Below are 24,484 nucleotides of genomic sequence, written 5' to 3' on the forward strand. Positions count from 1 at the left end.
AAAATAAACATGTAACGATTTACGATATTGCTGAAAGACTTAATTTAGCAACATCGACCATCTCACGAGCTTTAAAAGATCATCACACAATTAGTGATAAAACGATAAAGAAAGTGAAAAAGACTGCTGAAGAAATGGGGTTTGTGCCCAATACTTTAGCTGCAGGTTTGCGTGGCAACAAAACTAAAACGATTGGAGTTTTGATCCCCACCGTTACACAGCCTTTTTTATCGTCATTAATCAGTGGAATCGAGATCACTGCTCAAAAGTCAGATTATACGGTAATTATTATGCAGTCACACGATTCATATGAAGAGGAAGTTAATATGGCAAAATCCCTTTACAGTAACCGTGTAAGCGGTGTAATTTGTTCGCTGGCAATGGAAACGCGTGACACATCACATTTTCATCAATTTTCAAACAATAATATTCCTTTAGTTTTTGTCGACAGGGTTCCGAAAGATTATAATACTTTCAGAGTAGTAATCGATAATTATACGGCAGGATATAAGGCTACCAAGCATCTTATAGAGCAGGGCTGTATTCGCATTGCCCACATCACGGCAGGATCAGAATTAGGAAATCTGTATAATGAACGAAAAAGAGGCTACATAGAAGCTTTAAAAGATCATAATGTTGATATAGACGAAAACCTAATTATCAATTTAAATTCAGTTACTTATGAGGACGGTGTTAAAGCCAGCAATGCTTTATTTGATTTAAAACCAATGCCAGATGGATTATTTGCTCCTGGAGATATTTTAGCAGTAAGTGCTGTGCAGACGGCTAAAAAACGAGGGATAAAAGTACCTGAAGAATTTAAAGTAATTGGTTTTAATAATGACCCGATTTCGCAGATAATTGATCCTAATTTATCCACGATAACACATCCAGCAGAAAAAATGGGAAAAGCGGCGGCAGAAATCATTATTAAGAATTTGAAGTCAGCTAAAAATGACGATGCCAAAGAAATCACTTTTTTGAACACAGAAGTACTCGCAAGAGAATCTACACAAAAATAAATACAGCTTTAGCACACTATAGGCAGGATAGTTTTTTAAATTATCCTGCCTTTATTTGTTAATAAAACTATTTTATTTGAAAAAAAAGAAGCTAAAATTTTTTTCTTAAACTACAATCTTATATTTTTACGCAACCGATTGCAATTATTGTTTTATTTTGAATAATGTATTTTTTGAATTAAAATTTTATCAAATGCTTTTAATAAGAAGTGAAATATTAACTCTTTCTAGATAGAGATTGTAAAGAATAAATTAAAACAAATGACTTCATTAAGATTTATTTTCCTATTCCTTTTGATTTCCTTTTCTGCTTCGGCACAAAAGGATTATAAATTATGGCTTCAATATAATGCCGTAGGCAATTCTGTGTTAGCGTTAGAATATAAATACAATTTTAAAGGAATTGTTGTTTTAGGAAATTCAGAAACCATTAAAATTGGAGAGAGAGAACTTAAAACAGGTTTTCACGATATGCTGGGTTTTATTCCAGAAATCAAATCAGATTTAAAAGGAGAAAATATTTTAATTATTGGTTCACAATCAAACTTAAATTCTGAAATCAAAAACGAACTAAAATCTGATTTTGAAAAAATAAATGAAGAAGGTTTTATCATTAAATCGGTTTCTATTAAAAACAAAAAACAAATCATTATTTCGGGAAAAAATGATGTTGCCGTTTTATACGGGGTTTTTAATTTTCTGAGAATAATTCAAACAAATAAATCGATTAAAAATTTAAATATTGCTGATTCTCCGAAAACAAATATCAGAATTTTAAACCATTGGGATAATTTAGACAGAACAGTGGAAAGAGGCTATGCTGGCTTTTCGCTATGGAACTGGCAGAAACTTCCTGATTTTATAGATCAGCGATATATAGATTACGCTCGTGCGAATGCCTCAATCGGAATCAACGGAACGGTTTTGACCAACGTAAACGCCAATGCTTTAATTCTGACTCCGCAATATTTAGAAAAGGTGGAAGCTTTAGCTAACGTTTTTAGACCTTACGGAATAAAAGTCTATTTAACAGCAAGATTTTCGGCACCAATTGAAATCGGAAACTTAAAAACAGCCGATCCAAAAGATGCTGAAGTAATTAATTGGTGGAAAAATAAAGCAGCAGAAATCAATAAACGAATTCCAGATTTTGGCGGATTTTTGGTAAAAGCCAATTCAGAAGGTCAGCCAGGACCGCAAAATTATGGAAGAGATCACGTCGATGGGGCGAATATGCTTGCCGATGCTGTTGCGCCTTTTGGCGGAATAATTATGTGGCGAGCGTTTGTGTATTCAGAACATGATGCAAATGATCGCGCCAAACAAGCTTACGCGGAATTTCAGCCTTATGATGGAAAATTCAAAGAGAATGTAATAGTTCAGGTAAAAAATGGAGCGATTGATTTTCAGCCAAGAGAGCCATTTCATCCTTTGTTTGGAGCAATGCCAAAAACGCCTTTAATGATGGAATTTCAAATTACGCAGGAATATTTAGGATTCAGCACGCATTTGGTTTTTCTTCCTAAATTATTTCAAGAGATCTTAGAATCAGATACCTATCAAAAAGGGAATGGCTCGACCGTTGCCAAAGTTGTTGATGGCACTTTATATCAAAATAAATTAACAGGAATTGCAGGTGTTGCCAATATTGGTAACGATTTGAACTGGACAGGACATCCTTTCGCACAGGCGAATTGGTACGGTTTCGGAAGACTGGCTTGGAATCCGTATTTAGATTCTGAAATTATTGCTGATGAATGGTTAAGAAGCTCTTTTTCTAACGATGAAAATTTCATTAAACCTGTAAAAAATATGATGATCAAATCTCGAGAAGCTGTTGTAAATTACATGACACCACTTGGATTGCATCACATCATGGACACGGGCCACCATTACGGACCAGGACCTTGGGTTTCTAATTTGTCCAGACCAGAGTGGAATCCGACGTATTATCATAAAGCAGACAAAAACGGAATTGGTTTCGACCGATCTAAATCAGGAACAAATGCTACAGCACAATATGCGCCTGAGGCTGAAAAACTTTTTGATAATTTAGAAACTTGTCCAGAAAAAGATCTTTTATGGTTTCATCACGTTTCATGGGATTATAAGTTGAAAAATGGTCAGACGCTTTGGAATGGTATGGCGCTGAAATATCAGGAAGGCGTAAATCAGGTAGTGGAAATGCAAAATGTTTGGAAAAAAACTGAAAAATATATCGACAATGAACGTTTTAACGAAGTCGAAATGTTATTAGAAATTCAGCAAAAAGAAGCAAAATGGTGGCGTGATGCTTGTCTGCTATATTTTCAGCAGTTTTCAGGAAAAGAACTTCCTGAGGGGGTAGAAAAACCAACGCAAACTTTAGACTATTTTAAATCATTAAAATTCCCATTTGCACCGGGAAATGGATAAATATATTTTTAAAAATTATGAGCAATAAAACAGCAATTGTAACTGGAGGCAACTCGGGATTAGGTTTTGCAACAGCAAAAAAACTTTGTGACAACGGAATCAAAACTTACATAATCGGAAGATCAAAAGAAAAAACAGAAGATGCCTGCAAGGAAATTGGAGAAAATGCCATTCCTGTAATCTTTGATTTAAATAATCTTGCTGGAATTCCAGAAATGATTGAGAGCATAACGAAGAACGGACCGGTAGATATTTTGGTGAACAATGCAGGAATTAACATGAAAAAAGAAATTCCAGATGTAACAGATGAAGATTTTCTGTCTATAATTCATACCAATTTACTCAGTGTTTTTGCGGTAAGCCGAGAAGTTATAAAAAACATGAAAATTAGCGGAAGCGGTAGCATTATCAATATCAGTTCGATGGCATCTCAATACGGAATCCCAAAAGTAATAGCCTATTCGGCAAGTAAAGGTGCAATTGAGTCAATGACACGTGCCATGGCAACAGAATTGGCTCCTGCAGGAATTCGAGTAAATTGCATTGCTCCTGGATTTATTAAAACCAAAATGTCTGCAACAGCTTTAGATAACGACCCAGAAAGAAAAAATAAAGTTTTAGGAAGAACGCCAATGGGCTTTTTGGGCGAACCTTCAGACATTGCAGATGCTGTTTATTATTTCGCTTTAAGCGAATCAAAATATACTACAGGTACAGTATTGCCAGTTGATGGAGGAAATAGTATTGGGTTTTAATTTAAAGTTGCTAAGTGGCAGAGGTTCAAAGGTTCAAAGGTTTTTTAAAACCACAGATTAGTCACTTGCGAGATTAAAAAAAATAAGTATGATAAAAATGCAACAAACCATGCGTTGGTTTGGACCTCAAGACAATGTAAAACTAATCGATATTAAGCAAGCTGGAGCAACGGGAATTGTAACCGCTTTGCATCAAATTCCTGTTGGCGAAATCTGGTCTGTTCAGGATATTCAGGAAAGACAGCAGATTATCAGAAATGCTGGTTTGGAATGGACGGTTGTTGAAAGTCTTCCGGTTCACGAAGAAATCAAACGCGCTTCTGGAAATTATCTGCAATACATTGAAAATTATAAAATCAGTTTAAAGAATCTAGCGAATTGCGGAATCAAAATCATAACGTACAATTTCATGCCGATTCTGGATTGGGTGAGAACTAATCATAATTTTATAAACGAAGATGGAAGCAAAGCTTTGCTGTACAATCAAGATGCGTTTACTTATTTTGATTTATTTCTTTTGAAAAGGCCAAATTCAGAAAATGATTATTCAGATGCTGAAAAAGAAAAAGCGTTGCAATTTGGAAATCAATTATCGGAAGATGAAAAAGCGTTATTGTTTAAAAATGTTTTATTAGGATTGCCGGGAAGCAAAATCAATTTTACGGCAGAACAGATTTTGGCTCTTTTAGAAAATTATGCTGACATCAATAATGAAAAATTAAGAGAAAATCTGATTTATTTTTTATCAGAAGTAACGCCAATTGCCGAAGAAAACGGACAAAAATTAGCGATTCATCCAGACGATCCGCCTTTTTCGGTTTTGGGTCTTCCAAGAATCGTTTCAACAGAAGCTGATTTGGAAGAGATTTTTACCGCCGTTCCTTCAACAGCCAACGGATTGTGTTATTGCACAGGTTCGCTAAGCGCTGATCCAAAAAATAATTTGGAAAAAATAATCGACGATCACGAAAACCGAATTCATTTTTTACACTTGAGAAATACCATCCGCGAAAGCGAAACTATTTTTAGGGAATCGGAACATTTGAATGGTGATGCAAATATGGGTGCAATTGTAGAAAAATTATTGCTGGTAATGAATAAAACTAAAGTAAGTCTGCCAATGCGTCCCGATCACGGATATTTGCATGGAGTTGATGAAAAAACAGAAACGTATCCGGGTTATTCGTTGACAGGAAGATTGAAAGGTCTTGCTGAATTGAGAGGTTTGGAAATGGGAATTGCTTATAAATTGAATTTGTAAATAAAGAAATAATACGCACTATTTGTCATTTCGACGAAGGAGAAATCTCCACGAGAAACTCTACAAAGATTGGAATTATGTTGCGGACCTACCTGCGAAGATTTCTCGTTCCTCGAAATGACAAAACAGGCGAAAACTATGTGCATTTAAAAAAGTGAAACGCCTTTACAGACAAAGAAAATCTATGATTCTATGTGTTTAAAAATCAAAACATCCTATATAATTCTACTGCTTTTTCTAATCGGATTAAGCACAAAATCGCACGCCATAAATCCAGAGAAATATGTAGTTAATCAATCTTCAAACGAAAATTTCCCTTTGGTTTCAAAAGGAAAAATAGCCTCGATTTTGGTGAGCGATAAAGATTATTCAGGAGTTTTGAAAGTTGCGGGGCATTTAGAAAATGATATTTTAAAAGTTTCAGATTTACATCCAAAAAGAATTAAAAAAATTTCCGAAGCTGAAGATTTTGTTATCATAATTGGAACTTTAGGAAAAAGCGAAATCATCGATCAATTAGCTAAAAGAGGAAAAATTGATAGAAAGGAACTTCAAGGAAAATGGGAAAAATTTACTACGCAGATTGTCGAAAATCCGTTTAAAGGAATTAAAAAAGCATTGGTAATTGCAGGTTCAGATAAAAGGGGAACGATTTACGGAATTTACGATTTGTCGAGTCAAATTGGAATTTCGCCTTGGTATTTCTGGGCTGATGTTCCTGTGAAAAAACAATCCGAATTACACATTTTGCCTGGAATTCATACTCGGGGAGAACCAAAGATAAAATATAGAGGTATTTTTATTAATGACGAAGCTCCTGCATTGTCGGGTTGGGCTTTTGAAAAATATGGCGGATTTAATTCGAAATTTTACGATACAGTTTTTGAATTGATTCTGCGAATGAAAGGTAATTATTTATGGCCTGCAATGTGGGGCAGAATGTTTTATGTTGAAGATCCGCAGAATGCTGTTTTGGCCGATGAATACGGAATTGTGATGGGAACTTCGCATCATGAACCGCTAACGCGAGCGCATGCAGAATGGGGAAAATCAAACGGAAAATGGGATTTTAGTACCAATTCGAAAGCCTTGATTAATTTCTGGAAAGATGGAATTAAAAGAATGGGAAATAAAGAAACCCTTGTCACAATTGGAATGCGTGGCGATGGTGACGAACCAATGACGGAAGGTACAGCAATTGATTTGTTAGAAAATATTGTCAAGACCCAGCGTAATATTATTCAGGAAGTAACGAAGAAACCGATTGAAGAAACGCCTCAAATGTGGGCACTTTACAAAGAAGTTCAGGATTATTACGACAAAGGAATGCGAGTTCCTGATGATGTAACGCTTTTATTGTGTGATGATAATTGGGGAAATATTCGGAAACTGCCAGAACTAAACGCAAAATCAAGAAAAGGAGGTTACGGAATTTATTATCATTTTGATTATGTTGGCGGTCCGCGAAATTACAAATGGATCAACACAAACCAAATCGAACGAACTTGGGAGCAAATGGATTTGGCGTATCAATACGGAGTTGATAAAATCTGGATTGTTAATGTGGGAGACATTAAACCTATGGAATTTCCGATCGAGTTTTTCTTGGACATGGCTTGGAATCCTGAAAAGTTTAATGCAGGAAATTTGCAAGATTATTATGTGAATTGGGCAAAAGAAAATTTCGGAAATCAGTTTACAGAAAAGATTGCAGATATTTTAAGATTGTATACTAAATACAACGCGCGAAGAAAACCAGAATTATTAGATGCTAAAACGTACAGTTTAACCAATTATAACGAAGCAAATCGAGTAGTTGAAGATTATCAGAAATTGGCTGAAAAAGCCAATGCAATAAACGAAAAAATACAGCCAGGATATAAAGATACATTTTATCAGCTGGTTTTATTTCCAGTTTTGGCGAGTTCGAATTTGAATGAATTGTATGTCGCAACTGCTAAAAATCATTTGTATGCAGAACAGGGAAATGCTATTGCAAATGAGTATGCTAAAAAAGTAAAAGAGTTGTTTGAAAAAGACAGTGAGCTTACGAATTATTATCACACAAAATTAGCAAACGGCAAATGGAATCATATGATGTCTCAGACGCATATTGGTTACGATAATTGGCAACAGCCAGATAAAGATGTGATCCCGAAAACAAGGAAAATTGCGCCTGAAGTTCAAGCGATAAAAGTTATAAGTGCTGAAGAGATGGCAAAAAAGGAAACATCAATTAGCAAAAATCAGGATTTTGCTCAAGTTCATGGTTTTGTAGAGAATGACGGTTATATTTCGATAGAAAGTAAAAATTATTCTAAAGCCATAAATTCAGGTTCAGTGAAATGGACTGTAATCCCGAATCTCGGTAAAACAGATTCTGGAATAACGATAAAGCCTTCAAATATTCAACCTATCGAAATTTCTGAACAATCGCCGAGATTAGAATATGATGTTTATTTTTTTAATAAAGGAAAGATAAAAGTGAAAGCATATTTTTCGCCAACCATTAATTTTAAAATTGGTGACGGATTGAAATACGGAATTGCTTTCGACTCAGAAAAACCTCAAATAATGAACCTCAACGCTAATTCTTCTGAGAAAAATTGGGCAGGATCGGTTGCAAATAATATTAAAATTATAACCTCAACGCATCAAATAGAAAATTCAGGAAATCATGTTTTGAAAATTTATGCGATTGATTCGGCTTTGGTACTTCAGAAAATTGTAATTGAAACAGAAGAAGGAAAAGTTTTGGAGTCGTATTTAGGACCGCCGGAAAGTTTTAGAAAGGAGTAATAACATAACGTAACACGTTCTATTTTGTCAATTTCGACGTAAGGAGAAATCGCACACGGGATTCGACAAAGATTGGAGATATTCTATGCGGAATTTCTAGTGTGATTTCTCGTTCCTCGAAATGACAAATGAAGCGAAAAAAACTATTAACTATTAAACCACAAATATGAAATTTATTAACCCTTATTTATTTGCCGTCACAACTTTGTTGGCTGTGAGTTGTACATTACAGAAAGAAACGCTTACGCTAAAAGATGCTTATAAACACGATTTCTATATCGGAACTGCTTTAAGTGCTGATCAAATCGAAATAAAAAACACGAAAGAGGATTCGCTTATTCGAAAAGAATTCAATGCAATTACAGCCGAAAATATCATGAAATCGATGTATGTGCATCCGCAAAAAGACAAATACGATTTTACTTTGTCTGATAAATTTGTGGCTTATGGAGAAAAGAATAAAATGTTTGTTCACGGACATACTTTGATATGGCATAGTCAGTTAGCCCCTTGGATGGAAAAAATCGCTGACAGTACAGAAATGAAAGCTTTTATGCAAGATCATATCAATACCATTGTTTCAAAATACAAAGGAAGAATTGGCTCTTGGGATGTTGTGAACGAAGCTTTAAATGAAGACGGAACTTTACGACAATCGGTTTTTCTAAAAACACTTGGAGACAAATATTTAGTTGATGCTTTTAAATTAGTTGCAAAAGCAGACCCAAACACAGAATTGTATTATAACGATTATAATATCGAAGAACCTGCAAAAAGAGCAGGAGCAATTGCTTTAATCAAAAAAATAAAAGCGGAAGGCGGAAAAGTAGATGGAGTCGGAATTCAAGGGCACTGGAGATTAGGAAGTCCGTCATTAGAAGAAATTGAAAAAAGTATTTTAGAATATTCTGCTTTAGGAATTAAAGTAGCGTTTACCGAATTGGATATTACAGTATTGCCAAATCCATGGGATTTGAAAGGAGCAGAGATTAGCCAAAATTTTGAGGGAAGCGCGAAAATGAATCCGTATCCAAAAGCATTGCCGGATTCTATTCAAAACAAACTTGCAGAGCGTTACGCTTCGATTTTTAAATTATTTTTGAAACATAAAGACAAGATCAGCAGAGTAACTTTTTGGGGCGTTCACGATGGACAATCTTGGTTAAACGACTGGCCAATAAAAGGAAGAACAAATTATCCGTTGCCTTTTGATGCCGCTTTAAGACATAAAAAAGCTTACGACAGCATTTTAAAACTAAAAGAAACTAAAGAATAAATGCTAAAAAAATCTGAATTGCTATAAAGTAATTAACAATCGGTTGTGGTTTGAAAAATAACTTAAATAAAGTAAAGTAAATTTGCATAATATGTTTTTTTGTCTAATTTTACACAACCGATTGTTTTTTTTATGTAATTCACGCTCCTGCAAGGTTTTTCAAATCTTGTGGGTATGATTGAAGAGCAGTTTGAACAAAAGAGGGAACCTACAAGGTTTGAAAAACCTTACAGGAGAAGAAACTAACTGACCAACAAAATGACCACAAACCCACGAATGACTAACATTTCACAAAAACTATCCATCAAAGAAAAAATTGGATATAGCTTAGGAGACTTAGCTGCCAATTTAGTTTTTCAGACTTTGATGACGTATCTGGCGTATTTTTACACTGATATTTACGGTTTATTGCCAACTGATTCTTCTATCATTATGCTGACAGTTGGTTTGATTGCTGCCTTTATTTTTAATCCAATTATTGGGGTTTTGGCAGACAGAACAAGTACCAAATGGGGGAAATTCAGACCGTGGATTTTAATAACTGCGATTCCGCTTGGCATTTTGGCTTTGTTAGCTTTTTCAACTCCCGATTTCTCTTATAAAGGAAAAGTAATTTATGCCGTTGTAACGTATACTTTATTGTTGCTTTTTTATGCTGGAAATAATCTACCGTATTCTGCTTTAAGCGGTGTGATTACAGGCGATATGAAAGAGAGAAACAGTATGTCATCGTACCGTTTTGTAGCGGTTATGTTTGCTCAGTTTTTTGTTCAAGTTTTCATGCTCGGAATTATAAAAAGCGCTGGAAACGGCGATAAAGCAATAGGAATTGAGAAAGTAATGACCGCTTTGGCTATTATTGGAACGATTATGCTTTTGATTACTTTTTTAACGACGAAAGAAAGAATAATTCCTAAACCAGAACAAAAGTCAAGCATTAAAGAAGATTTGAGCGATTTAATCAAAAATAGACCTTGGATAATTATGCTAACGCTGACAACTTTGGTTTTTGTGACTTTGGCGATGAAAGGCGGTTCGTATGTATATTACTTTGAAAACTATGTTAATAAGGAACAATTAGCTGTTTTTATTCAGCCTATTTTAGATTTTTTATCGAATGTTGGATTAAATCATTTTGGTAATGATCCTGTTTCTGCAGGCTTCGGTTTATTCAATGCAGGAGGAATTATTTTTATGATTGTCGGAATTACGTTGTCTAAAAATCTGGCTGACAAATACGGAAAAAGAAATGTTTTTGGAGTGTTTTTATTCATTTCCACTTTATTCATTATTGCTTTTTATTTCTTCCCGCCAACGGCAATCGGATTGATGTTTTTCTCTCAAATCTTACACGGATTTTTCTACGGAATCACAATCCCAATTCTTTGGGCAATGATTGCCGATGTTGCCGATTATTCAGAATGGTTGAACAATCGTCGTGCAACTGCGATTATTTTTTCTGCAATGATGGTTGGGCTAAAAACAGGATTAAGCGTTGGAGGAGCTTTAACAACTTTGTTTTTGGGTTATTTCCATTATGTCCCAAATGCTTCTCAGCAGTCAGAAACAGCCATAAACGGAATCAAATTACTAGTGAGTATTTTCCCTGCAATTCCTTTTTTAATTGGAGCCGGATTGCTGTTTTTCTATAAAATTAATAAAGAAATGGAAGTGCAGATCGAAAGAGAACTAAAAGAAAGAAGAACTTAATTATTTAAACAAAATATCATTTATGCCTGAAGATAGCATTGAACACATTAATTTTGAGCAAATTAATGAACTGGCGATTTCAAAGCCTTTAGTATCACATATTTATACAGCCGATCCTTCGGCGCATGTATTCAATGGTAAAATTTATATTTATCCGTCGCATGACATCGATGCAGGAATTCCGTTTAATGACAATGGAGATCATTTTGGGATGGAAGATTATCACGTTTTTTCGATGGAAGATATTTCATCAGAGGTGGTCGATAATGGCGTTGCGCTACACGTAGACGATGTTGCTTGGGCGGAAAAGCAAATGTGGGCGCCAGATGCGGCACACAAAAATGGAAAATATTATTTGTATTTCCCTGCTAAACGTGCCAACGGAATTTTCCAGATTGGAGTTGCAATAAGTGATTCTCCAGCTGGGCCTTTTATTCCAGAAAAAGAAGCGATAAAAGGAAGTTACAGTATTGATCCAGCGGTTTTTGAAGACGAAGATGGCAAACATTATATTTATTTTGGAGGAATTTGGGGCGGACAGCTTCAGAAATACCGCAATAACAAATACGATCAGAATAACGAAGAACCGACAGCAGATGAAAAAGAGTTAGGGCCTATTGTGGCTAGACTTCGAGAAGATATGTTAGAATTTGATGAAGAGCCTAAAGAGATTTTAATTCTGGATGAAAATGGAGAAGTTATAAAAGCAGGCGACAACGACCGTCGTTTTTTTGAAGCTTCTTGGGTTCATAAATATAACGAAAAATATTATTTCTCTTATTCAACGGGAGACACACATTTTATCTGTTATGCAATTGGAGACAATCCGTATGGGCCATTTACGTATCAGGGAAGAATTTTGAATCCGGTTGTGGGATGGACATCGCATCATTCGATTTGTGAAGTGGAAGGCGAATGGTATTTGTTTTATCACGATTCAAGTTTGTCAAAAGGCGTAACGCATTTGCGAAGCATGAAAGTAACTAAAATCGATTATTTGGAAGACGGCTCGATTATCACGATTGATCCTTATGGAATAAGAAGATTGATTGATTAAGGTTTTTTGAGTAAAAAAATTTAGAAAAATTTACAATCGGTTGTGTTGTTTAGTTTCTTTACGTTTCAACCTTGGGGACGCAGCAAATGGAGCACATTGTGTACCCAAGGTTGAAACCTTGGGCTATGTTTTTAATACTGTTGAGAATCTTCGTGGAGTTACTTGCAAAGATTTCTACTTACGCCGAAATGACAAAACTGTGGGAAAACTCTTTGCGTTCTTTGCGGTTAAATTATGTGCTTAAGATTTAGAAAAATAAATGTTACGTTCACTTCTTTTGAAACCGTATGCGTGAGGGATAGAAGTGGAAAGCCCACAGCCGCGAGGAACGAGCAGGCGAGGACTTGAAACGTATAGCCCGACCCGGAGGGACACGCCCAAATTATGAAGATTAGCACATTAAAAAAATAACAATTTTAATCTAAAAAATAATTTTTTGTAAAAGATTTTTATCTACTTTAGCATAACAGAACGGAACAGAACGGTATGCCAAAAGAAGAAGAAAAATTTGAGTTTATAATGAATCACGAAAGTGATATTCCGAAGTACCAGCAATTGGTTGACGGGATTACAAACGCTATCTCGGAGAATATTTTGCAAAAGGGAGATTTGCTGCCGTCTGTAAATGTGATTTGCAAAACGTATCAGCTTTCAAGAGACACCGTTTTTAAGGCATATTCGATTTTAAAAGATCAAAATGTAATTGATTCTGTGCCGAATAAAGGCTATTATGTAGCGGGCGAAACGAGAAAAGTGCTTTTGGTTTTAGATACATTTAAGGCTTATAAAGAGGTTTTGTATCATTCGGTTGTGAATAATTTGCCTGATAATGTGATTATTGATGTGCAATTTCATCATTATAATATTGATGTTTTTAAAACGATCATTAATAACGGAATCGGGAAGTATTACAAATATGTGGTAATGAATTTTGACCACAAGGAAATTCCTCCAGCATTATCGGCGATTTCAAAAGAGAAATTGCTTTTGATTGACTGGAATATTAGGGCTGATAAAGCGAATAATTATGTGTTTCAAGATTTTGGAAAAGCATTTTATGAGGCTTTAAAAGAAGCGGCAGACTTGTTCAAAAAGTATAAAAAAATAGATTTTGTATATCCGGATTTCACGAATCATCCGTGGGAAACGGTAGAGTTTTTTAAGAAATTCTGTGCTGATTTTGGTTTTCAATATGACATTCTCACAGATCCGAAAAAGTTTAATATTGAGAAAGGAATTGCTTATATCAGTGTAAGCGACAGGATTTTGGGGTACTTTTTAGAACAGTGCAAAGAGAAAGATTTTGAACCTGGAAAAGATGTTGGTTTTCTTTCGTACAACGAAACGCCAATGAAGAAATTTATATATAAAGGAATTTCAGTTGTTTCGACTGACTTTAAGGAATTAGGAACCAAAGCAGCGGCATTTATTACGCATGACGAAGAGACGAAGTGTTATGTGCCGACTAAATTAATAATAAGAGAATCATTGTAAGTTATGTATTATATCGGTTATGATATTGGAAGTTCTTCTGTCAAGGCAGCCTTGGTGGAAGCAGAAACAGGCAAAAAAATCATTGTTCTGAATGAGCCTCAAAACGAAATGGAAATCCTTTCGGTTCATCCAGATTGGGCGGAGCAAGATCCTGAAATTTGGTGGCAGCACATTTGTACAGCGACTAAAAGAGCAATTAAGGAAGCAAATATCGACGCTTCTAAAATTCAGGGAATTGGTATTTCTTACCAAATGCATGGATTGGTAATTGTTGACAAAGAAGGAGTTCCGTTGAGAAATTCAATTATTTGGTGCGATAGCCGTGCGGTTGAAATTGGAAATAAGGCTTTCGCCGAAATTGGAGAAGAAAAATGTATGTCGCATTTATTGAATTCGCCAGGAAATTTTACTGCTTCAAAACTAAAATGGGTTAAAGAAAACGAACCTCAGCTTTACAGCAAAATAGATAAATACATGCTTCCGGGAGATTATATCGCTTTGAAATTGACAGGCGAAGTAACGACAACTAAAAATGGTTTGTCAGAAGGAATGCTTTGGGATTATAAAGAAAATAAAGTAGCAGATTGGCTTTTGGATTATTACGGAATCGATCAGTCGCTGACGCCAAAAATTGTAGAGAATTTCACGAATCAAGGAGTTGTCACAGAAAAAGCTTCGCAAGAATCTGGTCTTCCTGCAGGAATTCCGATAGTGTACAGAGCGGGAGATCAGCCGAATAATGCTTTGTCATTAAATGTCCTGCGTTCAGGAGAAGTTGCAGCAACGGGTGGAACTTCAGGCGTTTTCTATGCCGTTACCGAAACAAATTCAGGTAAAAGTACTCGCGTAAACAACTTCGTTCATGTAAATTATACAGAGACAAATCCGAGAGTTGGGAAATTACTGAATATAAACGGAGCTGGAATTCAATACCGATGGATGCGAAACAATATCGGAAATGAGTCTTATGAAGAAATGAATGAAAAAGCATCTCAGATTAATGTAGGTTCGCAAGGATTAGTTGTGATTCCGTTTGGAAATGGAGCTGAAAGAATGTTCAATAACAAAAATATCGGCTCTCATATTTTAAACCTGAATTTTAATATTCATACCAATGCGCATTTATTCAGAGCATCTTTGGAAGCCATTGCGTTTTCTTTTGTGTACGGAATGGAATGCTTAAAAGATGATAATGCCACGATTAATGTAATTAGAGCTGGAAATGATAATCTTTTCCGTTCTGAAATTTTCTCAAATACTGTGGCGACATTAATTGGTCACGAAATAGAAATTTACAATACAACTGGAGCAGTAGGAGCAGCAAGAGCAGTAGGTTTGACAGACGGTGACTTTGAAAAATTTGGATCAGGAATTACAACAAACGATCACGTAATGACTTTTCTTCCTTTAAAAAATAAAGAGGAATACGAAACGGCATATAACAAATGGAAACAAGAATTAGAATTAATATTAACAAAATAAATAAAAGAACAAATGATAGTTTTAGGAGATAAAGAATACTACAAAGGTATTGGTCAAATTAAATTTGAAGGAAAAGAGTCTGACAATCCGTTGGCATTTAAATATTACAATCCAGACCAAATCGTGGCTGGAAAAACAATGCGTGAGCACTTTAAATTTGCAATCGCTTACTGGCATACTTTCTGCGGACAAGGTAGCGATCCATTCGGACCTGGGACTCAAAATTTTGCTTGGGATGCTTCATCAGATCCATATCAAGCGGCTAAGGATAAAGCAGATGCTGCTTTTGAATTTATCAGCAAAATGGGATTCGATTATTTCTGTTTCCATGATTACGATTTGATTGCTGAAGGAGCAACTTTCGCAGAATCAGAAAAACGTTTAGCATTTATTACGGATTATTTAAAACAGAAAAAAGCAGAATCTGGAATTAAATTACTTTGGGGAACTTCAAACTGTTTCTCAAACCCAAGATTCATGAACGGAGCGGCTACAAATCCTGATTTTAATGTTGTGGCAAGAGCCGGAGGACAAGTAAAATTAGCTTTGGATGCAACTATCGCTTTAGGCGGAGAAAACTACGTATTCTGGGGTGGTAGAGAAGGTTATATGTCTTTACTAAACACCGATATGGGAAGAGAATTAGACCACATGGCGCAATTCTTAGCAATGTCTAGAGACTACGCAAGAGCACAAGGTTTCAAAGGAACTTTCTTCATCGAGCCAAAACCAATGGAGCCGTCTAAACACCAATACGATTTTGACTCTGCAACTGCAATTGGATTCTTAAAACAATACGGTTTAGACAAAGATTTCAAAATCAATATTGAGGTAAACCACGCTACTTTAGCACAACATACTTTCCAACACGAATTAGAAGTGGCTGCAAAAGCGGGAATGTTAGGAAGCATCGATGCAAACAGAGGAGATTATCAAAACGGATGGGATACAGATCAATTTCCAAATAACATTCAAGAAACTACTGAAGCAATGTTAGTTTTCTTAAAAGCTGGTGGATTACAAGGTGGTGGAGTTAATTTTGATGCTAAAATCAGAAGAAATTCAACTGATTTAGAAGATGTTTTCTTGGCGCATATTGGTGGTGCTGATACTTTCGCAAGAGCTTTATTGACTGCTGATAAAATCATCACTTCTTCTCCTTACGAAAAATTAAGAACAGAAAGATACAGTTCATTCGATTCTGGAAAAGGAAAAGATTTCGCTGATGGAAAATTAGGTTTAAAAGATCTTTACACTATCGCTCACGAGAATGGAGAATTAAATCTTCAAAGCGGTAAACAAGAATTGTTTGAAAACATCATCAACCAATATATTTAATTGGGTTAGATTTTTGCAGATACCAAATAAACCTGACGTATTTTTAAAACACGTCAGGTTTATTATAAAAAACATTTAGCGAGACAAAATCTAAAAAGATTTGAGTCTTTCAATGTGATAGCCGTAAAAAGCAACATTTTTAAAACTACTTTTTATTTGAAAGATTAAAACAGAAGTCTATTTCAGATTCTCCACCAATATTTTCAAGAAAGCGGTAACCGCTTTTTTCTCATAAACTTCCTTTAAAGAAATAAGCATTGCGGTGCGCGTCATGTTTTTGCCGCTTATTGGAATTGCGTGTAAATCGTTTTCGTTTTCGATTGTAGTTTTCGTTAAGATTGTATGCCATTTTCCCGTTTTAATTAATTCCAACAAAGTCGGAATATCATTTATTTCAATCGTAATTTTTGGATGCAAATTGCTTTTCTCAAAAGCTTTGCTGATAAATTGAGTCGTACTGAAACCACCTGCAGGCATAGCAAGAGGAAGCGTGCTGATTTCTTCAAGCGAAATGGTCTTTTTGTTTTTTAAAGAAGTTTCAGATGAAGTCACCAAAGCCATTGGCGAAGTAAACAATTCCAAATATTTAAAATGTGCTTCAGAAGCAATTTCTTCGAAAGTCAGAATCACATCAAGCTGAAAATGATTTAGTTTATGAATTAATTCTTGCGAAGTTCCAAAGATAATTTCGAACTGGATTTTCGGATATTCAGAGCTGAATAAAATCAATGCTTTTGTAACTACATGACGCAGCGCATACGTTACGCCAATTGCTACTTTTCCAGTTTCGAGTTTATTTAAATCTTTTAATAATTCCAGTCCGTCAGAAGCTTTGTTGACCGATTGTTGCGCATAAACGGCAAATAAATCTCCAGCTTCAGTGAGTGTAATTCTTTTCCCGATTCGGTTAAAAAGCGGAACTTGTAGTTCATCTTCCAGCTGTTTTATTTGCTGAGATAACGTACTTTGACTGATGAAAAGTGCCGAAGCAGCTTCGGTAAAATTCAGTAATTCTTTTGCTTTTAGAAAATATTTTAGTTGACGAAGTTCCATTTCTAAATCGGTTTTATCGATTGATTATATCGAAAAATAAGGTTTTACAAATATATAAATTCTTAAGAACTTTGCTTTGTTGTAAAATTAGAAGTAAAACAAAATGAAAATTATAGCTTTACAAGAAGGAAATTATATTGTAAATTCTCAAAAAGAATTTCAACTTTTAACAGAGAATACAACCGAAATGGGTTTAAAAATGGCCATTCAGCCTTTTCTTGTTATTACAGATAATGATGTTATTTTAATAGATTTCGGTTTAGGATTTCTCAATAACGGCGTTCCGTTTATTCATGAAATGCTAAGAAAAAATAATATAGAACCTCAACAGATTACTAAAATTCTGGTTTCGCATCTGCATAAAGATCATATTGAAGGAATCGGTTATTTCGAAAATAATCAATTCGTTCAAAATTTTTCAAATGCGAGAATTTATATTCAAGAACGAGAAATAGATTTGGCTTTAGAACAATTGCAAAATCCGTCTTACGTTCCAGAAATATTGAATGAACTGAAAAATTTACCAAATGTTGAATTATTAAATGAGGACAGCGGTAATATAACTGATGAAATTTACTTTGAAGTTACAGCAGGACATACCAAATTTCAACAAGTATTTTGGATTAAGGCTGATGACGAAATTGTTTTTTACGGAGCTGATGATTTGCCGCAAAAAAGATATTTAAAATTCCCTGTTGCTTACAAAACAGATTTCGATGGAAAACGAGCAATGGAATCAAGAAAAAAATGGGAGCAACAAGCTAAAGAAGAAAATTGGAAAGTGCTTTTGTATCATGATATGAAGACGCCTATTTTAGATTTTGCCGAAGAAAGAAGCGAGTTGGAAGAAGCGAGTTGATAAAAAAAGAAGAAAGAAGCAAGAGGCAAGATTTCTATTTTTGAATTGAAAAATAGAAGCAAGAAGAAAGAAGAAAGATACTTGTTTATGCTTTAAATAATAAAAGGAAAATTCAGATTAAATTATTTAGTCTGAATTTTTTTTTAGCAGAAAATAGAAGAAACAAAACGCTTTTTACTTTTTCTTCCAAAGAAGTTCGCAAAATAGAGAACGCTTTGGTAATCTGCGCTTCAACCGTTTTGATAGAAACATCCAAATGCTCTGCAATTTCGATATTCGTTAAACCTTCTTTTTTACTTAGAATAAAAACTTCTTTGCATTTTGGCGGTAAGTTTTGAATTTCTTTGTTCACTGCATTCAAAACCCTTTGAAAAGCTTCAGAATCTTCTTCCTGAACAATTCCGTTTAAAGCATCGTAATATGATTTTTCTAGCGAAAATAAAGACTGGTTTTTTCGATACAAATCGATAAATTCATTGTAAATCAGTTTGTAAAGAAAACTTTTTAAAGAATGATCTATTTTTAATCTTGTACGCTGTTCCCAAACTTTAATAAAAACATTCTGCACGATATCTTCGGCGCTGTAAACATTCTTAACCAGGCTGTTAGCATACACACAAAGTTTATGATGATACGTGTCGATAAGATACGTGTAAGCGCTTTCATCTCCATTTCGTAGAGACTCAATTAGAGTAATATTATCGCTGTAATCATCAATCTTCATAAAAACAAATATATAAATTAATAGTTTTTGAGGTCAAAAAGTAAACTGAATTTGATCAAATTGACCTTTTTTTTGCCTTTCTATTTGAAAATTATTACAAATAAAAAAGGTAGAAAATGCAAATATAAATCTTTTATCTTATAATTTCTACTGAATTAGTCGAGTTTTATTGAGAGAAAAGACTTGTCAAAAATAAAATATTCATGAAAATGAAAAAAACTTTATCAAATTGTTAGGGTTTTGTTTTTTGGCTTCGTAATAATATTAAAAACGACTAAAATGACAGTGAAAAAGTCAGAGAGACTAATTGTTAAATTTATCACAAATCAGGCTTCTCAGGAAGAAATTGAGGAGTTAACAGCGTGGTTAAAAGACGAAGAGAATCAAATTGTATTTAAGGATTTTGTGCAAACCAATTATGCAATTGACTCAACTTTGAACACTTTTGATTCGACTGAAGTTAGAAAACAGCTTTCGGAACGAATCAACAAAGAAAATAATGTTTTTTATAAAAAGAGATTTTCATCTTATTATAAATATGCTGCGATTTTAATTGTGGCTTTGGGAGGTTTTTATTTCTATAAAAATTCTAGTTCAGAACAAGTTAAACAAAATGTTATCGTGCCAAGAGTTGATGAGATTGTTTTACAATTTGGTAACGGAGCATCTGAAAATATTGATATTTCTGAAGAAAAAAATGTTACGGATAAAGACGGAAAAATTATTGGAAAACAAGAAAAAAACAGATTAGTTTATAATAAAGCTTTCGTTGAAGGAGAATTGGTTTACAACACTTTGAAAATTCCGTATGGGAAAAAATTTGATGTACAATTATCAGATGGAACTTTAGTGCATTTAAATTCTGGAACTTCATTTAAATATCCAGTTCAGTTTGTCAAAAACAAAAACAGACAAGTGTATTTAACTGGTGAGGCTTATTTTGAAGTTAGCAAAGATAAAAATCATCCATTTACCGTAAATGCACAGGAAGTTAATGTTGAGGTTTTAGGAACTAAGTTCAATGTAGACTCGTATACTAATAATAGCAGTACCGATATTGTGCTGGTTGAAGGTAAAGTTTCGCTTTATAAAGATCAAAAAACAACTGAAAATCAGGTGTATTTAACGCCAGGTTTTAAAGGTTCGGCTGAAAAAGGGCAGAATGAAATTAAAACCGAACAGGTCAATACAGATTATTATACGGATTGGGTAAAAGGAAGTTTGGTTTTTAAAAATGCTTCGTTTGATGATATTATCAAAAAACTAGAGCGCCAATACAATGTGACTTTCATCAATAAAAATAAAACACTCGGAAGAGAAATTTTCAACGCCCGTTTTGATAACGAACCGATTGAAGTGGTTTTAAAATATTTTAGCGACAGTTATGCGATAGATTACAACATTGACCGAGATAAGATTACAATTAAATAAGGAAAAAGAAGAAAAAAGAAGAAAGAAGAAAGATTGGGAAATCTAAAATCTACAATCATAAATATAAAATAAATCTGCTTATGTAACAAAAATCCGAAAAGAAAAGGATCGTTATAAAAAAACCGGAAAATGCGCCAACATTTCCCGGTGGAGTATCGGTCAGTTAATTAACCAACCAACATTAAAAAAACATTTTAAAAGTATGAAAAAACTCTTGAACAGAATCAGGTTTGATAAGCCTTTTTTGAAATTTGATTTGAAAATGAAATTGACCACATTATTTCTGCTAACTGCCTTAACGGTAATGCACGCCGGAACCACTTATTCTCAAAAAAATAAGATTTCTTTTAATGCCAGCAATATGACTGTTGCAAAAGTGATTGAAAGACTTGAATATACTACAGATTACAGATTTGTATACAATGTAAGATCTGTAGATTTGAACAGAATAATCGACGTAAATGCATATGAAGCTTCGATAGAAGTTATTTTAAATAAGATTTTTAATAATACGAGTACCGATTTTAAAGTATCTGGAAATCATATTGTTCTGACGCCAAGAAAAGTCTCTGCAGAAAAACCTGAAGAGAAAAAAACTGTTGCCGATTTTATCGTAAAAGGTAGAGTAACAGATGAAAAAGGAATGCCTTTAGTTGGTGCTGCGATTTCTGATAATGGCTCTGGAAGAGGTGTAAATACCGATTTTAATGGTGAATATCAAATTATTGCGGTAAGCAGCGAAACGACTTTGGCTTTTGCATATTTAGGATATGTAAGACAAGAAATTAAAGTTGAAGGCAGAAGCGTAATCAATGTTGTTTTAAAAGAAGATGTTCTGGAACTTGAAGGACTGGTTCTAAAGACTGGTTATCAGGATATTTCTGCAGAAAAAGCAACGGGATCTTTCTCAAGTTTAAAAGCAAAAGAGTTTCAAGAACAACGTTTAAGCGGTTTAGATAAAATTTTAGAAGGGCGTATTGTTGGATATCAGGATGGAAGAATTCGTGGAACGACATCTATGAATACTAATGCTATGGCTCCGTTATATGTTATTGACGGTTTTCCAGTTGAAAATACAAGATTAACGCCTTACGCAAATATAGAAGAAAATCTTCCTAGTTTGAACTTAGAAGATATTGAAACTATTACGGTTTTAAAAGATGCTGCAGCTTCGTCTATTTATGGAGCTCGTGCCGCAAATGGTGTTGTGGTTATTACAACAAAAAAAGCGAAAGCAGGTAAAACAAATATTTCATTTTCAAGTAATTTAACCGTTACTCCTTACCGAAATTATACTGGCAACCTTACCAGTTCTGCTGATATTATTGGTTTAGAAAGAGGATGGGCAGATGGAAATCCTAATTTGAAAACCGCTAATGCATCGACTTATTCGCAGTCTTTATTGAATAATGCTGTGTTTACAAGTTTAGGAATGCAGACTATTTTAAATGGCTATGCAGGAAATATTTCGCAGGCTGATATGAATAATCGCTTAAATCAATTAGGTTCTCAAGGTTACAAATATTATGATGATGTCGCAAAATATGCAAAACGCGATCAGTATTTTATGCAGCACAACCTTAGTTTAGGTAAAGCTAGCGAAAACAATACTTTTAATGCGTCGATTACTTACAAAGACAATCAGCTAGAAGACCGATATTCTGAAAACCAGACGGTTGGGATTAATTTGAAAAACTCAACACAAATAAACGACTGGCTTTCTTTAGATTTAGGAACTTATTTAAATTATGGAATAGGAGATACTCAGTATTATAATCCTCTAAATCCAACTACAATAGCAGGTAATCCAGGTTATAAATGGCAACCATATAATCAGTTAGTGAATAACGACGGAACTAATTTTGTTTCTACTGCTGCTTCTCGCTACAACAATTTCACGCTTAATTCTATGCAGACTTACGGTCTTTACAACATGGATATTACACCAATGGATGAGTTGGGGAGAAATTTAACTGAAAACAAAAACTTCTTAAACAGAACGTTTGCCAAGTTTAATGTGAAGTTCAGCCATGCGTTTACTTATAATGCGATGTTCCAATATGAGTTTGCTTCAGATCGCGCAAGCCAATTATTTGACAGAGAATCGTACTATGTAAGAAGTAAAGTAAATGGTCTGGTGACAGTTGTAAATAACAAAGCGGTTTATAACTTGCCTTATGGAGATATCGTTAAAGAAACCAATCAGTTTTCTAATGCTTATAATTTCCGTCAGCAGTTAAATTTCAATCAGACTTTTGCTGAAAAGCATGATTTTTCTGCGATTGCAGGTATGGAAATCCGTCATTCTAAACAAGAATATAATGACAACACACGCTATGGTTACGATGCGCAAGCTTTATCTTTTACAGCAATAAATCAGGCCGATTTATTAAAAGTATATGGATCTGTTTTTAGCGGTTATATGTCTCAAAACGATTTTGGATTAGAAAAAGAATTGCAAAACCGTTACGTTTCTGTTTACTCAACAGGAGGTTATACGTATGACAAAAGATACTCGCTTTCAGGAAGTATCCGTTGGGATCGTTCTAACCTTTGGGGAACAGACAGTAAGTACCAAAACAAACCAATTTGGTCTGTAGGTGCGGGTTGGAATATTAACAACGAATCATTTTTTGATGTTGCTTGGATTGATGCTCTTAAACTGCGTGGTTCTTATGGTATTGCAGGAAATATTGCCAAAGATTCTGCGCCTTATTTAACCGCTTTTTATTATGCTAATGCTAATGTTGGAGGAACTTATGGAAGTGTTGGTAAACGACCAAATCCTGAATTATCTTGGGAAAAAACAACAACAACCAATATCGGTTTAGATTTTTCATTCTTTAAAAGCAGATTAAGCGGAACCTTAGATTTTTATAATAAAAAAGGTCAGGATTTATTAGCAAGCAGTCAAGGAATTCCAACGGAAGGATTTGGTTATTCTACCTATTATCTCAACAACGGAGAAATGACCAACAGAGGTATCGAAGCTACTTTAAGAGGAACAATTGTAAAAACGCCTTCTTTCTCTTGGGATGCAGCTGTTTTGTATGCCTATAATAAAAATAGAGTAGATTTTGTAAATGTAAAAGCTCCTGTGTACTATTTGCAATTAGATTATCCACAGGCTTATCCTAGAGTTGGAACAAGTTTTAATAGCATTTATGGCTACCAATGGGCTGGTCTAAGCGATACAGGACTGCCTCAAGTTTATGATGCTTCAGGAACTGCAGTAAAATACAATCCTGGACAATTGGATGCAATTAAAGATTATGGATCAACAGTTCCTTTACACAGCGGTTCTTTCCATACCTCAGCAAATTATAAAAACTTTTCGTTATCGGCTCTTTTCATTTATGAATTAGGACATAAAGTAAAAAACACATTCCTGCCAATGTTGGCAAACAATTACAATGGCGCACTTGGAGGTTATGTAACAGATATTACAGTGGTAAACAACAATATTGCAAATCGTTGGATGAAGCCAGGAGACGAAGCTTTTACAAATGTTCCGAGAGCGGTTTACGAATATGAAGCAGATTTTAATTCAGAATCTCGCACTATTTATTCTTATGCAGATATCAATATTTTGGATGCTTCAAATCTGAGGTTAAGCAACATTTCGTTAGCGTATCAAATGCCAAAAGGCATTATTAAAAGAGTAAAACTAGACGGAGTACGATTCAATTTGAACGCAGAAAACGTATACACTTTTGCAAAAAGTAGAGATGCCAAATACATGTTAGGCGGTTTCATATCTCCAAGTTTTGTGATGGGCGTAAATGTTAATTTCTAATTTATAAAGACT

The 24,484-nt window shown here is 34.5% G+C and carries 16 protein-coding genes (1 of these 16 only partly in view); 14 read left to right on the plus strand and 2 right to left on the minus strand.

Features of this window, described 5'->3' with window-relative positions; translation table 11 throughout:
• The 11 genes from QLQ96_RS09975 to xylA form a co-directional block, all read left to right on the plus strand.
• A protein-coding gene (locus tag QLQ96_RS09975; RefSeq protein WP_482496514.1) for a LacI family DNA-binding transcriptional regulator crosses the window boundary here: on the plus strand, positions 1–1,022 show its 3' portion. It extends 7 nt beyond the left edge of the window; 1,022 of the gene's 1,029 nt are visible here — the last part of the coding sequence; the start codon falls outside the window, past its left edge; its stop codon occupies positions 1,020–1,022.
• 261 nt (positions 1,023–1,283) lie between these two features.
• Positions 1,284–3,437: an alpha-glucuronidase family glycosyl hydrolase gene (locus QLQ96_RS09980; protein WP_482496515.1), complete on the plus strand. Its 2,154-nt coding sequence runs from the start codon at positions 1,284–1,286 to the stop codon at positions 3,435–3,437.
• Positions 3,438–3,454: 17 nt separating this feature from the next.
• Positions 3,455–4,192 carry an SDR family NAD(P)-dependent oxidoreductase gene (locus QLQ96_RS09985; RefSeq protein WP_482496516.1) on the plus strand — a complete coding sequence of 246 codons (738 nt, stop codon included), beginning with the start codon at positions 3,455–3,457 and terminating at the stop codon, positions 4,190–4,192.
• 97 nt (positions 4,193–4,289) lie between these two features.
• Positions 4,290–5,453: a mannonate dehydratase gene (gene uxuA, locus QLQ96_RS09990; protein ID WP_482496949.1), complete on the plus strand. Its 1,164-nt coding sequence runs from the start codon at positions 4,290–4,292 to the stop codon at positions 5,451–5,453.
• A gap of 192 nt (positions 5,454–5,645) precedes the next feature.
• Positions 5,646–8,252 carry a glycosyl hydrolase 115 family protein gene (locus tag QLQ96_RS09995; protein ID WP_482496517.1) on the plus strand — a complete coding sequence of 869 codons (2,607 nt, stop codon included), beginning with the start codon at positions 5,646–5,648 and terminating at the stop codon, positions 8,250–8,252.
• Between the two features lie 166 nt (positions 8,253–8,418).
• A complete protein-coding gene (locus QLQ96_RS10000) occupies positions 8,419–9,528 on the plus strand; it encodes an endo-1,4-beta-xylanase (RefSeq protein WP_482496518.1) in 1,110 nt (369 codons plus the stop codon).
• A 276-nt stretch (positions 9,529–9,804) separates the two neighbouring features.
• Positions 9,805–11,238: an MFS transporter gene (locus tag QLQ96_RS10005; RefSeq protein WP_482496519.1), complete on the plus strand. Its 1,434-nt coding sequence runs from the start codon at positions 9,805–9,807 to the stop codon at positions 11,236–11,238.
• A gap of 22 nt (positions 11,239–11,260) precedes the next feature.
• Positions 11,261–12,295 carry a glycoside hydrolase family 43 protein gene (locus QLQ96_RS10010; RefSeq protein WP_482496520.1) on the plus strand — a complete coding sequence of 345 codons (1,035 nt, stop codon included), beginning with the start codon at positions 11,261–11,263 and terminating at the stop codon, positions 12,293–12,295.
• 486 nt (positions 12,296–12,781) lie between these two features.
• A complete protein-coding gene (locus QLQ96_RS10015) occupies positions 12,782–13,789 on the plus strand; it encodes a GntR family transcriptional regulator (RefSeq protein WP_482496521.1) in 1,008 nt (335 codons plus the stop codon).
• A gap of 3 nt (positions 13,790–13,792) precedes the next feature.
• Positions 13,793–15,271 (plus strand): xylulokinase, encoded by a 1,479-nt coding sequence (locus QLQ96_RS10020; RefSeq protein WP_482496522.1) that lies wholly within the window; start codon positions 13,793–13,795, stop codon positions 15,269–15,271.
• 12 nt (positions 15,272–15,283) lie between these two features.
• A complete protein-coding gene (gene xylA, locus QLQ96_RS10025; protein ID WP_482496523.1) occupies positions 15,284–16,609 on the plus strand; it encodes a xylose isomerase in 1,326 nt (441 codons plus the stop codon).
• A 177-nt stretch (positions 16,610–16,786) separates the two neighbouring features.
• Here the strand turns inward: xylA and QLQ96_RS10030 are convergent, their stop codons facing one another.
• A complete protein-coding gene (locus tag QLQ96_RS10030; protein WP_482496524.1) occupies positions 16,787–17,662 on the minus strand; it encodes a LysR substrate-binding domain-containing protein in 876 nt (291 codons plus the stop codon).
• Between the two features lie 103 nt (positions 17,663–17,765).
• On the opposite strand from QLQ96_RS10030, the gene QLQ96_RS10035 reads away from it, so the two are divergent.
• Positions 17,766–18,521, plus strand: coding sequence for an MBL fold metallo-hydrolase (locus tag QLQ96_RS10035; protein ID WP_482496525.1), 756 nt, complete (start codon positions 17,766–17,768; stop codon positions 18,519–18,521).
• A gap of 112 nt (positions 18,522–18,633) precedes the next feature.
• On the opposite strand, the gene QLQ96_RS10040 is transcribed toward QLQ96_RS10035, so the two are convergent.
• The gene (locus tag QLQ96_RS10040) at positions 18,634–19,245 is read right to left on the minus strand and encodes an RNA polymerase sigma factor (RefSeq protein WP_482496526.1); all 612 of its coding nucleotides are present in this window, start codon (positions 19,243–19,245) and stop codon (positions 18,634–18,636) included.
• A 279-nt stretch (positions 19,246–19,524) separates the two neighbouring features.
• Here QLQ96_RS10040 and QLQ96_RS10045 point away from each other — a divergent pair, with 279 nt between their 5' ends.
• Positions 19,525–20,676 carry a FecR family protein gene (locus QLQ96_RS10045; protein WP_482496527.1) on the plus strand — a complete coding sequence of 384 codons (1,152 nt, stop codon included), beginning with the start codon at positions 19,525–19,527 and terminating at the stop codon, positions 20,674–20,676.
• Positions 20,677–20,878: 202 nt separating this feature from the next.
• Positions 20,879–24,472 (plus strand): SusC/RagA family TonB-linked outer membrane protein, encoded by a 3,594-nt coding sequence (locus QLQ96_RS10050; protein ID WP_482496528.1) that lies wholly within the window; start codon positions 20,879–20,881, stop codon positions 24,470–24,472.
• Positions 24,473–24,484 lie beyond the last annotated feature (12 nt).

The sequence above is a fragment of the Flavobacterium sp. B167r genome, assembly GCF_056824315.1.